Genomic DNA, 14,396 nt, shown 5'->3' with positions numbered 1-14,396 from the left:
GACGCCATGATCCACAGATCCATGCCACCAACGGCCGCTCCATTCGCCGAGCGTCTATGGGCTCTGCTTGTAACGGCGACCATGCTCGCGAGCAGCGCGGGCGCCGGGGCGCAGCAGCCGACACCGCCCCCTGAAACCGGCGCGACCAGCGCGGCACGTGCGATACGCGATGCGCTCCAGAACGGCCACGGCGAGCTTGCCGTAGAGCTGGCGCAACAAAGGCTCCAGAGCGCTCCCGGCGATGCGCAGGCCCTGACCCTGCTCGGCTTGGCGCGGTTTCGTATCGGCCGCCTCGAGCAAGCGCTGTCGGCCTTCGAGCGAGCGCTGGCAGCCCCCGACGTTGCCCAGCGCAGCTCGCTGGAATTCAATCGCGCTTCCACGCTCTACAGGCTCGGGCGTTTCGATCTGGCGGAAGAGGGCTTCAGCGCCGCAGCGGGCAGCAGCAAGGGCGAGCTACGCCTCCTGGCGACCATCAACGCGGGGTTCGCAGCCCTCGACGCGAACCGGATCGCGGTGGCCGCACGCTATGCCGAACGCGCCAGACGCCTGCCACACGCCGCCGGCGCCGCCGAGCTGATGGCCGAGCTCGAGGCGGAAATCGCGCGAGAAGCGCAGGATCCCGTGCTCTACGAGGTCGAGGCGGCCCGGCAAGCCGAGAAGCGGGGGAAACTGGACGCCGCCGAACATGGCTACAAGCGCGCGTTGAGACTAGCGCAGTCGTCGGACCAACAGCGCACGACGCAAGCCGAGCTGCACTATCTGCTGGGATCGCTCTATTACGACCAAGCACGTTTTGCCCAGGCACAGCACAGCTTCGAGCAAGCTCGCCAACTGGCGCCCGACGACGCCGAGCTCGCGCTGATGTCCGGCCTCGCCGCGCAACAAAACCACGATGACCTCGCTGCGGAACGCTGGCTGCGGCGGGGGCTCGAGCTCGGGCTCGAGGGGTTCGATCGAGACATCGCACGAGCAAGCCTCGAAGCGGTGGCGCCGGGCCCCGGTGCAAGCGGCAGCGGCCTGGGCGTGCTGGCCACCTCGCATGCCGGCTACGACAGCAACGTCGCCCAACTGAACGCCAATCTGGCTACGAACTGCACGGACGCAGGGTGTACAGACCCGGCGCCGATCTTGGGCAGCACGGGCGGCAGCGGCCTGATCCGCGTCGGCGCCGAGATCGGCTACGGGCTCGCTCCGAGCGTGTGGAGCTTCGCTCGCCTATCCTACGCGTTCGAGCAAACACTCTACACGAGCGCTCGCTTTGACTACTTCAACCTGCAGCAGCACAGCCTGCGCCTCGACGCGGACACGCGCCTGGATGACCGCGCGCGCCTGCGTGCCGGCGGACATGCCGATTGGCTGCATTCCGGCCCGCAAAGCTGGCAGGTTCGAGAGCTGTTCCCCTGGTCCACCCCGTTGCTGCATGACCTTGGCGGTTACATTGGCGTGGGGCTCGACCTCGGGCGCGGCCTGCGCAGCGGCATCGAGGCGACGCTCTCGCGCTCGACGGCGCTGTCCGATCTCTACCCTTACCTCAGCGGGACGCGCTTCGATCTCGCCTGGACGAACCAGCTGCAGCGCGGCAGCCTGCTGATCGGTGCGCACCTTGGAGTACGTTCGGAGCGCATCGGCGCACTGGTGGCAACGGCCGCGAGCAGCGACGGATCCGATCTAACGTACCACATACCCCTGGGCTACTCCGCGCCCTGGCTCGACCTGCGCGCAGCGTTGCCCATACGCTCGCTGGCCTGGCTTGCGGTCGAGACCACGCTCGAGCATCGCCGCTACGATTCCGGGGGATCGCGCAGCAGCGTGTCCTACGACTTGCTAGGGTCGGCAACCTCCAACACCGCGCTTGCCTTGCCCGATCGACGGGACACGGTGCTGGGCCTCGGGCTCTCGCTACGGGTGCCCCTCGGCCGGGCCGCGACCCTCGCGCTTCAGTACGACGGCTCGCGTTCGATTTCGAACGTCAACGGTACCGGCGGCGCCGACTACGCGAACTTCAATTTCTTCAAGCATGTGCTCGGCAGCGAGCTGTCGCTGCAGTGGTAGGTAGCGCGTATCGGCGCGGCCGCGCGCCTTGCCGGCCGGGCGCAAGCCAGCTTTCCAGCACTGCTCGAGATCGGAAGCGTGGGGCGCACGGCGGTCACGCTCGCCGCACCAGCGTGCGAAACACGAGATCGCCGCTCTCGTGGCGGTCTTGTTCGACCCAATCGCCCTCGGCCAGCTCGAAGAACGTGTCCCCTGCGACCTGGGCCGTCACTTCGGTCAGGTAGATCCGTGTGGCCAGCGGCAGGGCTTCACGGTAGATCTGTCCGCCACCGATGATGCGCGGCTCGTCGTCGCTGCGCCGCGCGAGCGCGATAGCCTGCTCGAGCGAGCCGCACACCTCGCAGCCGCCGAGCTCGAGGTCGCTCTTGCGGGTCACCACGATGTTGAGACGCTTATCGAGGGGCTTGCCTATCGACTCGTAGGTCTTGCGCCCCATGATGATGGCGTGTCCCAGCGTCACTCGGCGGAAATGCCTCAGGTCTTCGGAGCGATGCCAGGGCACCCGGCCCGCGTGGCCGATCACACCGCCCGCGGCGCGAGCCACAACCAGCGCCAGCGGTGCGCACGCTGCGCTCACACCGCCACCTCGGCCTTGATCGCTGGATGCGGATCGTAGCCCTCGAGGCGAATGTCCTCGTGACGAAACGCGAATAGATCGCGCACGTCGGGTCGCAGCCACAACGTCGGCAGCGGGCGCGGCTCGCGCCCGAGCTGCCGGTTCGCCTGCTCGACATGGTTTTCGTACAAATGCACGTCGCCGAAGCTGTGAATCAGCTCGCCTGGTCCAAGCCCGCATACTTGGGCGATCATGCTGGTGAGCAACGCGTAGCTGGCGATGTTGAACGGCACCCCCAGGAACGCATCGGCGCTGCGCTGATACAGGTGGCAGCTCAGCTCACCGTCCTGCGCGTATAGCTGAAACAGCGTGTGGCAAGGTGGCAGCTCGACTTGCTGCGCTTCGGCAGGGTTCCAGCCGGTCACTACCAGGCGACGACTCCATGGGTTTTCGCGCAGCTCGTCGACCACATGGGCGATTTGATCGAAGCCGTCGTTGCGATAGCCACCCTCGGCCGTCTTGCCGGCACCGAAGTTGCGCCATTGATGGCCGTAAACGGGCCCGAGCTCTCCTTCGGGCCGCCCGAACTTGGCGCACATCTCGGGCGTGGCCCATTCGTCCCAAATCGTCACCCCGTGCTGCTGCAGGTAGCGCACGTGCGTATCGCCCTGAAGAAACCACAACAGCTCGTGGACGATGGAACGCAGGTGCAGCTTCTTGGTGGTCAGCACGGGGAAACCCGCGCGCAGATCGAACCGCATCTGGTAACCGAACAGGCCGCGCGCACGCATGCCGGTCCGGTTCTCACGCCCCCGACCGCGTGCCACAAGGTCTTGCAGAAGCTTCAGGTACGCTCTCACCGCGCCCGATGTATAGCCGCACAACCCGGCACTGGAAACCCGACCTCGAGGGGCCTGGATGCTGGTGTCCTGCATCCGTGATTACGTACATAAGTCGGCGAGCAATTGGCGAGGCTCGGGTCATCGAATCGACGCAGGCTGCGGTTCAATTTCGATGCAGTGCAGCGCTATTTCCAGGAGATGGCCCAACGGCGCTCGATGGCGTGAGCGGTGTCAAGGGCCGGCGAATTATGTGCGGGATTTCGGATACAGGACGCTAGCACCAGCGGTTTCCGGCACGGTTCCGTGACCCGATGGACGTTCGAGGCTAGTCTCGTGACCACACGGCATGGATTTTTCTACGGTCACCACGCACAAGCTCGTCAAGCTGTACGGCTCCACCCGGGCCCTCACCGGCGTGAGCCTGGGTTTCGCGGCCTCGTGTGTGACCTCGCTGGAGGGAGCCAACGGCTCCGGCAAGAGCACGCTGCTCAGCCTGCTTGCGCTGCTGTCGCGGCCCACACGCGGAGAAATCCGCTTCGATGACCGGGCGCTCGTCGATGACAGGGGCCGCAAGCGAGCCCCGCGCGCGCTGCTGGCCCGGATCGGGATGCTGGGGCACGAAGCCATGCTGTACCCGGACCTTGGTGGCAGGCAGAACCTCGAGCTCTCGGCGCGGCTTTACGGGCTCGAACCGCACACGTGCGTGGCAGAGATCGCCGAGCGCTTCGACCTTGGTCGATGGGCCGAGCGCAGGGTGCGCACGCTGTCGAGAGGCCAGCGGCAGCGACTGTCGCTCGCCCGCGCCCTGCTGCATCGCCCGCGGCTGCTGCTGCTCGACGAGCCCTCCACCGGTCTCGACTCCGCTGCTACCGAGAGCCTCGTCAAGGCCCTTGCGGCCGAGCGCCGGCGTGGCGCGATCGTAGTGCTCGTCAGTCACGATCCGCTTTTGATCGACCGACTCGCCGACCGGCGTATTCGTCTCGCGCGCGGGCAGGTAGTGGAGGCCGCGTGAGCGTGGTCGCTACCGCATGGCGGGTCGCTGCCAAGGACCTGCTGATCGAGGTGCAGACCGGTGAGATCCTGGTCAGCGCGAGCCTTTTCGCGCTGCTCGTCGGCGTGTTGAGCTCGCTTGCCTTTTACGTGCATCAAGGCACGGCGGCGCAACTCGCACCCGGCGTGCTGTGGCTTGTGATCGCCTTCGCCGGCGTCCTGGCCATGGAGCGCTCCTGGAGCCGGGAGCGCGAGCACTCCGCCATGCTTTCGCTGTGGCTCGCACCTATCCCACGCGCGGGCATCTACCTGGGCAAGGTGTTGGGCACGCTGGCCCTGCTCGCCTTCGTCGAGGCGATCTTGGTGGTGGTGATCGCCGTCCTGTTTCACCTGGATCTGCTGGCCGTCCTGGGCCCGCTCACGGCGTTGCTGGCGCTCGGGACCTTAGGCTTTGTGGCTGCCGGCAACCTCTTCGCCGCCCTCGGCCTGCGCACCCGCACCCGCGAGCTCGCGCTCAGCATCACCGTGTTTCCACTGGTGGCGCCCGCGCTGCTTTGCGCTGTCGTCGCGACCCGCGAGCTGCTCGGTGGCGCGCCGCTCGCGGCGATCGGCGCTTGGCTGCGCATCCTGATCGCGTTCGATCTCGTCTTCCTGACCGCCGGCCTGCTGCTTTTCGAGCCGCTGACCACGGATTAGGCTCCGCCACAGAATAACCCGACCCCGGTGCGCTGTGCCGACCACAGGAATTCGCCGGACCACTTCGTCGACCTGACGCGAGTTGGCGTGCGCCGGCGTGCGCGGGCGCTTTTGCCACCTTTTTGCACCGTCATGCAGCTAGCGCCACAATGCCGCACCCAAGCCCGATGTACGTGCGACCGGACGGCGGACCGCCTCCACGAGGGAGTCCACGCTCGCGTATAGGCTCACGCGGCTGCGTGCTCGCGTGACCGCCGTATAAAGCAGCTCGCGTGACAGCACAGGCGATGGGGCAGGTGGCAGCACCACCTCAATGCGGTCAAACTCCGAGCCCTGACTCTTGTGCACTGTCATGGCGAAGACAGGCTCGTGCGGCGGCAGGCGTGCTGTTGACAGCAGTCGGCCCGTGCTGCTGCCGTCGTCGAAGAACGTGAGCAGGCCGCCGGGGCTCGATACGACCATACCCACGTCACCGTTGAAAAGGCCCGTGGTGTAGTCGTTCGTGCTGACCATCAGCGGCCGACCCGCGTAATGCCCCTCGCTCCTGCTCACGAGCCGGTGTTCCTGCAGCAGGCGCTCGATCGCGCTGTTCAGGGCGATGGCGCCGTAAGGGCCTTGGCGGTGCGCACAGAGCACGCGATAGCGCTCGAACGCTGCAAGCTTGTCGTGGACCGGCTGCGCCCGCAGACAGCCGGCATAGCCTTCGAGCACCCGCGCCCTCAGCGCTGGCCCAAAGGCTCCTTGGTCCTGGATCAGCTCGACGTCGCACCACTGGTCTGAGCGCAGCACGTCCAGCATGTCTTCGGCGCGTCCAAGCTCGATTGCCCTGGCGAGCTCGGCGATGCCGCTTCGTTCGGAGTAGCGGTAGCTGCGCCGCAGCTCGACGATGCGTTCCGATAGCGGCCCGGATTCCACGTGTTGTCCAGCGCCGCAGATGTCCCCCAGCACGGCACCGGCCTGCACCGACGCGAGCTGGTTACGGTCCCCGAGCAAGACGAGGCTGGCGGTTTCCGGCAACGCCGAGCACAGCTGTGCCAGCAGAGCCAGGTCTACCATGGAGGCTTCGTCCACCACGGCCAGATCGACGGGCAGCGGGTGCTCGCCGTCGTGGCGGAATGTCGTCCGGCTGTCCGTGAAGGGACCGAGCGCGCGCTGAATGGTGCTGGCCTTGTCGGGGACGGATTCGAGTACGGCGCCGTCGCACTGCAGCGAATTCTTGGCTGCGCGTACGGCCTGCATCATGCGCGCCGCCGCCTTGCCCGTCGGCGCAAGCAGGCGCACACGAGGTGGCTCGACGCCCTGGCCAAGAGCGTGATCTACGAGCGCTGCCAGCAACCGAACCATGGTGGACGTCTTGCCCGTGCCAGGACCGCCGGTGATCACACAAAACGAGCTGCGGGCGGCTGTGCGCGCGGCCCTGCGCTGCTGGTCGTCGCCGCCTTGTGGGGGTGCGGGAAAGAAGCGAACCAGGCTATCTTCAAGCGCGGCGGCTCGCTGGCCGGCGTGGGCTAGCTCATGACCTGTGCCGGCTGCTGCATAAACCCGCTGCCTGATCGCCTTGCAGACCGTTTGTTCGAAGTCCCAGTAACGTGCGAGATACAGGCGGGTCTGCTGCAACACGAGCGGAGTGTGGTCGCCTGGCTCGCCCACCAGCGGGCTGCTGCGTAGCGCGCTCAGCCAGCGCTCGAGGTCTGGCCAACCCGGCCCGCGCTGGTCACCGGCTTCGAGCTCGGCCAAATCCAGGCACACGTGACCCTCTCGGAGCCGGCGACTGGCCAGCGCGGCAGCCAGCAGCACTTCATCGGACGCCTCTGCGGCCAAGCGTCCGAGGCAGCGCGCGAGATGAACGTCGAACACATGCAAGAGACCGAGCTCGCGTAGTGTTTCGAGTTTCATGGCTTCGACCAGCTATTGTGGGACGGGCACTGGGCTTCCCTGCCCGCCAGCGTGGCGTCGAGCTGGCTGACGAGCTCGGCGCTGGGGCGATCGTAGTAGACGCCTGTGCCTGCTGGGTGCTCCGGATGCATCCCACGCAGGAACAGGTAGTACACCCCGCCGAAGTGGTGCTCGTAGTCGTAGCCGCGCATACGCTGCGCGAGGTGGCGGTGCAGGGCCACGACATACAGGTGATACTGCAGCACGTAGTGTTGCCGGCCCATCGCCGCGGCCAAGCGGGCCGGCTTGTAGTGCTTGGCGTCCTCTCCAAGCAGATTCGACTTGTAGTCCAACAGGTAGTAGCGCTCGCCGTGGCGAAACACCAGATCGATGTATCCTTTGAGAAAGCCGCGGAACCGATCGAAGCCGAGTTGTGCGAGTGCCAGGTGGTAGTCCGGAACGGCTGGCGGCGCATGATTGCGCTCGAAGAGCCCGGCCAGCGTGGCGGCGCCAATAGCTCTTGGCACGGGAAACACGAATTGCATCTCGTTCAGTCGTGCGGTCATGGGCAGATCGCAAAGCCTCAGCTCGCTGCCGCCGCCCAGATCGGTACGCAGCGCGGCCGTTAGCGCACGGCGCACGCTGTCGCTCCAGGCGCTCGCAAGCCCGTGCCGCGCCAGGGTCGCTTCGATCAGCTCGCTGGCGTGCCCTGGCTGCTGAAAATCCAGCTCCTCGAGGATTTCGTGCAACGCCTGGCCGGTATGCGCACCCGCGGGGAGCTCAGCCAGAGCGATGCGTGCCCGGCCTGCCTCGCCCGGCTGGCGCTGTGCCGGCAGAAGTTGTGGCGCACTTGGCGGTGCCATGTGCGATGCAGCCTCGGTTTGCTGCCCGTCGTGATCCAGGCCCTCGAGCAGGGGCTGCGGCAGCGGTCGTGCGCTGGTCAGCTGCGAAAAGCTGGTCATGCGCCAGCCGTCGTGGTAGCGGCGCTTCGCCTGTCGGGCGCGGCCGGCGCTCGCCGCTCGCGCTGCACGATACGGCTGCATGGGTCTGTGGCCGAGCGTACGTACCGCGATGCTGCCCCCACTCGTCTCGCACAAGCTCTGCAAGTCCGACATCCAAGCTGCTTCGTCGAGGCCTCGGATGTGTTCGCGGGCCGTTTCGAGCAGCTCTCGCGTACCCGCAGCCGGCCTCGAGTGTTCGAAGGGCGCTCTTGCGGCTGTCGCTGCTCGCTGTTTTCCGGCCGATGGTCGCTCGAGTGGCGCTTTGCGGACCGGATGGTGCAGCAGGTAGCCCAGCGCCGAGGTCTCGATGCCCCTGAAACGCCCCCACACGACACTGCAGCGGTGTCTCGCGCGGGTTAGCGCCACATAAAGCAGGCGTAGGTTTTCCGCGAATGCCTCCGTTTCCGCTTCGGTTCGGTGGGGACTGTCTTTTGCCTGCCTGAGATCGAGCAGCGCGCGATCGTCCTGTTCGCGGTCGTGAAACAGTACGGGATAGCGATCGGAGCGGCGCAGCAGCGTGCCATCCCAGAGGAAGGGACAGTAGACGATGGGGTACTCGAGCCCTTTGCTCTTGTGTATGGTCGTGAGCGTGACCGCGCGTGAATCGCTTTCCAGACGAATCTGGGCTGAATCGGCTACAAGCGTGGCGCGCGCAGCCGCATCGTGTCGTGCTTGTGCGAGCCACTGCAACAAGCAGCGTGGACCCAGATGGCGGGTTACGGCCGCGTCCTGGAGCAGCTCGCCCAGATGCAGCAGGTTGGTCAATTGGCGTTCGCCGTCTGGTAGTGCGAGCAGACGTCGGTAAACCTCCTGAGTGTCCAGCATCTTGTTGAACGCCTGGACAAACCCTTGCTCGTGCCAGATGCGATGCCACGCCCAAAAGCCCGCCATGTGCCGATCCCAGGCGATGTCGTCTTGCTGCAGATCGCGTAGCCCAGGACCGTCCACGCCGAAGATGCTGGTGGCCAGCGCCGCGCATAGCGCGCGCCGGTCGGAGGGATCGACCCATGCCCGCAGCGTCCGCTCCAGCTCCTCTGCCATGCCCGAATCGAACACGCTGTCGTCTCCGTGATGCACGGCGGGAATGCCGCACCGGGCAAGGGCCTGCTGGGTCTGACGCGCTTGCGCGTTGGTGCGGCACAGGATAGCGATGTGTCGGGGTGCGATGGGCTCTGCGTCGACTTCGGTCTTGGAAGCGAGCAAAAAGGCCACCTCGCCGGCCACCAAGTCGAATACGGCCCCGGGTCCGGCTGGTGCAGCGCCGGTGCAGGCCGCCTTCCGACTGCGCTCGGGGCCGGGAAGCAACAGCAGCTCGAGGCCTCCAGCCGCCTGCCCCGAGAGTCGCTCGCGAGCGCCTGCTGCGGCCGCGACCGATCGAAACGCGATGTCGGGGAACAGGAAGGGTTGCGGCACTCGTGCGAAGAGCACCTCTAGCGCCTGGAGCAGGCGTGGATCGGAGCGCCAGTTCGTGTGTAGCGCGTGTCGGTTCTTCCCGAGTGTGCTCGTTGCACGAAGATAGGCGTGCACGTCGGCCCCCCGAAAGCCATAAACCGCTTGCTTGGGATCCCCAATCAAAAACAGCGCTGCTTGACGATCTTGCCCGTGGATCCAGCGAAAGATGTCGTACTGTACGGTGTCGGTATCCTGGAATTCGTCTACGAGGATGGCCGGGTAGAGCGTGCGAAGACTCGCTGCCAGCGTGCTGCCGCTCTCGCTCTGGAGTGCTCGCCACAGATCCAGCGGCAGGTCGTCGTAGCTCTGCCTGAGGGCTTGCTGCTTGCGGCGTTTGAGCTCGGAGCGTGCGTACGGCACGAGCGCGCTCTGTAGAGCCAGGGTGTCGCGCTCGAGTCGCTCCGTGAGTCGAGCTTGCATCTCGAGCCAGCGTTGCGCTGCTTCGAACAGCTCGTGATGCGGCGCCTTTTGCCCCTTTTTGGTTGCTCGCTCCATGGCCTCGGTGCTGAGGTGCCGCAGGCAGCCAGGTACCTGGGCAGGCAGCAGCCGGTCGAGGGCATCGAGCTCGGGCAGCCAGGACTTCAAAATGCTCGCTTTCTTGTGGCTGCGCTGGTTGAGCCGGCCGGGATCGCATAAGAGCCGAAGCAAGCCGGCGCGGTCGGCGCGCCAGCCGGCTGCGAACTCGTCCCTGGCTTCACACCATCGTTGTTCGAGGACGCGCAGGTCGTCCGTGCTCCTCGGCGCTTGGGGCACGACGGTCAGGTTAGGCCGTGCGACAGTCCGGGTCGCCAGGGTCGTGAAAGCCCCTGGATTCAAGGCCCGGGCGCGCACATGGCGCAGCAACGTGGCCGGGGCACCGTGCAGCACGCGGTTCCAGTAGTCGCAGGCGATCTCTTCGATCATGGGCCGATCGTTGTCGATGAACTCGGTCTCGAAGAGCCGGCCGCATTCGAACGCGGTCTCGTGAAGGACGCGCTGGCAGAAGCCGTGAATGGTGTGAATCGCGGCTTCGTCGAACCCGTATAGAGCACGCTCCAGCAGGCGCCGCTCTTCGCTGCGCTTTCCAAGCTCGAACATCGCGTCGAACGCTGCGACGGCCTCCCCCAGCCGCGCGCGAATTCGATCGCGCAGCTCGGCAGCGGCCGCGCGCGTATAGGTCACCACCGCGATCTGCCGCGGATGCAGTTTCCTTTCCGTGAGCAGGCGCAGGTAGAGGCTGACTATGGTGTGGGTCTTGCCTGTACCGGCGCTGGCTTCGACCAGCTGGCTTCCGCGCAGCGGCCACGCGGCAACGTCGCGGTTCATGTTTCGGTCCGGTTGCGCAAGAGGGGGCCGTACAGCGCAAGCGCCAGATCCGCGAAGCCCGGTTGCTCGGTTGGATCCCGATCCCCGTAGACCTGGCGGATGTAAGGATCGCTGGATTCACCGCCGGCACGATACTCCGAGCCCAGGTACTCGCGCCGGGCGCTCGTCACAGCTGCTTCGGTGTCGCCGTCGAGGCCGACCCGCTGGGCGTACACGCGCGAGCTCCTTACGAGCAAGGGCAGGGGCTGTTGCCGGGCTGTGCCGGCGATCGCCAACAGGACCTGCAGCGTGCCCCGGGCATCGGTCAGGGGGCGGAAGGTCACGCATCCGGCACCCTTGCCTGTTGCGCGCCCTAGCACAACGCTCGTCCTCGGGTAGTGAGCGAGTCGGGGAGCGCTGCAGGCAGCGCTGCACAGGTAGTTGAGTACGACGTGGCGAATCCATTGGCGCAGCTCGATGCGCGTACCCATCCTGGAGTAGGTCACGTGCAGCTGCGCCCCGGGCCACAGGTCGGACAGCTCACCCTTGAGCCTCCAGCCTGCGAGCACGCAATCGACCTTCAGCGGGGGTAGGGCCGCTTCGGCTGCGTAACGCCCGGCAAGATCTGCGATCTCGTGTGCCAAGGGTGCGATTTCTTCCAGCAGCAAAGCGCCGGGCGAGCCCCACGGAAGCTGCCCGGAGGCACGCAACGTGTGTTCGGTCTCCTCGCGCGGGCGACCAGCGAGCGCCGCCCGCAGCACGGAGTCTCCGAGCCTGAAACGCTCCAGGGCATCGAGCTCGAGGGGCTCCCGGTCCTTTAGCGATTGGGCATCGCCGCCCAGGTACAGCCCGAGATCGCGCTGCAGAAAAGCACGCAACGGATGCGTCAGATAGCGCTCGAGCTCCGCCAGCTCGATGTCCTGAGGCGCGCTGGGGTGTTCCCGCTGTGCCGGCGGAGACAGCGCGCCGGCGCTGGCGCTCGGGTTGGCTGGGTCCGCCGTCGGATTGCCCGCCGCGTGCTGTGTGCCTTCTGGGAAAAAGGCGGCCGGCGGTTTGCGTGCAGCGTTGAGCGCGCTTGCGGCGCGGGCTGCTGTGTCCGAGAAGCTGAAGAGCCGAGCGTCCGAGGCGTCGAAGTAGCGCGGGCTGAACGGTTGCAGGGGGTGGCGCAGCACGAAACGCTCGCGGGCCCAGCCCGCTGCGCTCACATGCTCGCCCGGGTGTACGAAGCTTTGCTGCAGGCAATCGAGCAGCTCGTCGACCGGCCCGCATGCGGGCAGGAGCTGGTTGGTATGGATGTCCTGCCCCACGTAGCTGACGATGAGATGCTCGCGGGCGGACAGCACGGCTTCCAAGAAGGCGCAGCGGTCGTCGTCACGCTGGTTTCGGTCGCCGCTGCGGTGCTCGCGGGCGGTCGGGTCGAAGCTCGTCTTCGGTTGCCCGCGGGGGAAGCGCGCGTCGCTCATGCCCAACAGGCACACCACTCGAAAAGGAATGCCGCGCATGGGCACGAGTTGGCAGCACGTGATACCCCCGGAAAGGAAGCCGTAGGCGGGCAGCTCACGCCGCAGAATCCGGTCCAGTTGATGTCGCACGCTACCGAGATCGACGTCACCCGCGAAGCCTGCTGCTTCCGCTTCGCGCGCAAGCGTATGGAGCGCGTTGCGCAAGCTCTGGTGTTGATGTGCGTAGCTGCCGCTCGGATCGATCGTGCGATCGAGCAGCTGCGCCAGCGTGTCGCGCCACGTGGCTGGCTGATGAGCTCCAGCAAGGCGCCGCCGAAACGAAAACAACGTTTCGCACAGCTCGTTCAGTTGCCCCAAGAGCTCCGCGTCGTCTGCGCCGGTGTGCGGGTACGGCAGCGTTCCTGCGTACAGACGCTGATCCGAGCTCGGCATGGCGTAGCCGAGCAGGAGTCGATCGAGTCCGAAGCGCCAGCTATTGACCAGCTCGGCGGGTTGCCCTTCGGCACGCCGATGCGCGTCGTCTGCGCCCCAACGCACGCCTACGTCACGCACCCAGGTGCGTACGAGCGGCAGCTGCTCGGCACGGATGCCGAAGCGCTCGCGAACCGGATCCATGGCCGCGACATCGAGCAGGGCGTTGGCGTTGAGCCGGCCCGCCGTGCAATCGACCATGGCGCAGAAGGCATCGAACACCTGGTGGCTGGTCAACAGGCCGCGGTCGGCGATGCGGAACGGCAGGCTCGGTCTGCCGCTTTCCTGGAAGACCGCTTCGATCACGGGCGCGTAGGACTCGATGCATGGGGTCATCAGCACGATGTCACGCGTCTCGAGGGACGGGTCGCGCTCAAGCAATGCGAGCAGCCGGTCGTGGACGACTTGCACCTCTCTCAGCGTTGCGTGACAGGCGTGGATCGTGATGGAGTCGTCGTCCGGCGCCAGCTCGAGCCTTGTGGCCGGCTCGCTGCTCCGGTCGCGCAGGTGCAGCATGTCCGATTGGATGGCATGCAGAGCGCTGTCGCTACCGGGATCTGCGTGCGGCAGCGAGCCGTCTCGATAGTCCGCGCTCTGTTCCAGGATCTGCTGGAACTCACGCCCCACGCGACCGAGCGATGCCAGCAGGGGATGATCCTCCGCCCCGGCGAGAGGCATGCGGGCTGCCGAGACGGGCTCCTTGGGCCGCAAGTCGCCAACGTAATGCCGCGTGGGGCTCGTGACGAACAGATGCACCTCGATACAGCGAGAAAGCTCAGCCAGGACGTGAACGAACAGCGGGGGCAGCGTGGTGACCCCGAACACGCTTACGCGAGCAGGCAGATCGGCTGCGCGTTGTTCCCGCCCCCGCAGAGCGCGCACAAAGGCGGCAGCCCTGGCAGCCAAGTGGCTCGTGCCATGGCGAGCCGCCAGGGCTCGCCACAGGGTGGCCTGCCAGCCGGAGCCCGTCCCGGATTCCCACGCGCGCAATTGCTCTGGCCGGTACACCACGTATTCGTCGAAGATCCCGGCCATTCGGCTCGCGAGCTGCAGCACGCGCGCGGGCTCGTTGCTGGGGCCCAGATAGCGAGCAACCTCGGAGAACGCCGGGTGCGAAGCGAGCTCCGGCAGTTGTGCCGCCACTGCCCACACGAGCGCTGAAGGCGCGTACGCCGCTGCCTGGGGACAAGGACCAAGAACGGCTTCGAACAGGCGCTCGACGAGGCGGCGTGGGAACGGGAAATCCGGATTCGCCCAGATGCCGAGCCGGCGCGCGAGCTGCATCGAGAGCCAGCGCTCCATTCCCTTGCTCTGCACCGCGATGCACTCGGCGTCCATGACGGCGAGGGCTCGTGTATTCGGGCCTGGGTCGCATACGGGCGTTCGCACGAGCTGCGCGAGCGCTTCTACGAGCTGCTCCGCAGAGTTGCTACGGTGCACGTACATGTCCGTAGTGTACACAGTGAGCAGAGACTGGCTCGCTACGCCAGCGCTGCCGATGCGGCTGCTGGAGGAGGGCCGAGCCGGTGTGATGCGAAAAGCGCCGGATTTCAGACGATTCAGACGTAACCGTGTAACTTCTCAAAAGGTGGTGGCGAGGAGAGGAGGGTAGGATCGCACAGGGTACAGAGCACTCAAGGAGCTTGGGCGCGGGCTTCGATGAGTGCGGGGAGAGCAGGGATACGGTTTTGGTTTTGAATCCGGTCGAGGAGGT

General features: G+C 66.5%; 8 protein-coding genes. 3 read left to right on the top strand and 5 right to left on the bottom strand.

What is annotated here, in order from left to right; all coding sequences use genetic code 11:
• Nucleotides 1–2,052: tetratricopeptide repeat protein (locus tag MJD61_04400; protein ID MCG8554517.1), on the top strand; the 2,052-nt coding region annotated here is incomplete at its 5' end.
• 94 nt (nucleotides 2,053–2,146) lie between these two features.
• On the opposite strand, the gene MJD61_04395 is transcribed toward MJD61_04400, so the two are convergent.
• Together MJD61_04395 and MJD61_04390 are read right to left on the bottom strand one after the other, a co-directional pair.
• The gene (locus tag MJD61_04395; GenBank protein ID MCG8554516.1) at nucleotides 2,147–2,629 is read right to left on the bottom strand and encodes a dihydrofolate reductase; all 483 of its coding nucleotides are present in this window, start codon (nucleotides 2,627–2,629) and stop codon (nucleotides 2,147–2,149) included.
• On the bottom strand, nucleotides 2,626–3,468 hold the full coding sequence (locus MJD61_04390) for a thymidylate synthase (protein ID MCG8554515.1): 843 nt from the start codon (nucleotides 3,466–3,468) through the stop codon (nucleotides 2,626–2,628). Before MJD61_04390 ends, MJD61_04395 begins: the two co-directional genes overlap by 4 nt.
• A 328-nt stretch (nucleotides 3,469–3,796) precedes the next feature.
• Between MJD61_04390 and MJD61_04385 the strand changes: the two genes are divergently transcribed.
• Both MJD61_04385 and MJD61_04380 read left to right on the top strand, forming a co-directional pair.
• Nucleotides 3,797–4,462, top strand: coding sequence for an ATP-binding cassette domain-containing protein (locus tag MJD61_04385; GenBank protein MCG8554514.1), 666 nt, complete (start codon nucleotides 3,797–3,799; stop codon nucleotides 4,460–4,462).
• Entirely contained in the window at nucleotides 4,459–5,136 is a 678-nt protein-coding gene (locus tag MJD61_04380) for a heme exporter protein CcmB (protein MCG8554513.1), read from the top strand. Before MJD61_04385 ends, MJD61_04380 begins: the two co-directional genes overlap by 4 nt.
• A gap of 138 nt (nucleotides 5,137–5,274) precedes the next feature.
• Here the strand turns inward: MJD61_04380 and recD are convergent, their stop codons facing one another.
• The 3 genes from recD to recC are packed head-to-tail and all read right to left on the bottom strand — an operon-like array spanning nucleotide 5,275 to nucleotide 14,122.
• Complete coding sequence (gene recD / locus MJD61_04375) at nucleotides 5,275–7,032, bottom strand: exodeoxyribonuclease V subunit alpha (GenBank protein ID MCG8554512.1); 1,758 nt, start codon at nucleotides 7,030–7,032, stop codon at nucleotides 5,275–5,277.
• A complete protein-coding gene (recB, locus tag MJD61_04370) occupies nucleotides 7,029–10,769 on the bottom strand; it encodes an exodeoxyribonuclease V subunit beta (protein ID MCG8554511.1) in 3,741 nt (1,246 codons plus the stop codon). Before recB ends, recD begins: the two co-directional genes overlap by 4 nt.
• Nucleotides 10,766–14,122, bottom strand: coding sequence for an exodeoxyribonuclease V subunit gamma (gene recC / locus MJD61_04365; GenBank protein ID MCG8554510.1), 3,357 nt, complete (start codon nucleotides 14,120–14,122; stop codon nucleotides 10,766–10,768). The genes recB and recC overlap by 4 nt, the downstream gene beginning before the upstream one ends.
• Nucleotides 14,123–14,396: the final 274 nt, after the last annotated feature.

The organism is Pseudomonadota bacterium (assembly GCA_022361155.1).
GTDB lineage: Bacteria > Myxococcota_A > Polyangia > Polyangiales > JAKSBK01 > JAKSBK01.
The sequence above is the reverse complement of the archived record's forward strand: the minus strand, read 5'-3'. Positions and strand labels throughout refer to the sequence as shown.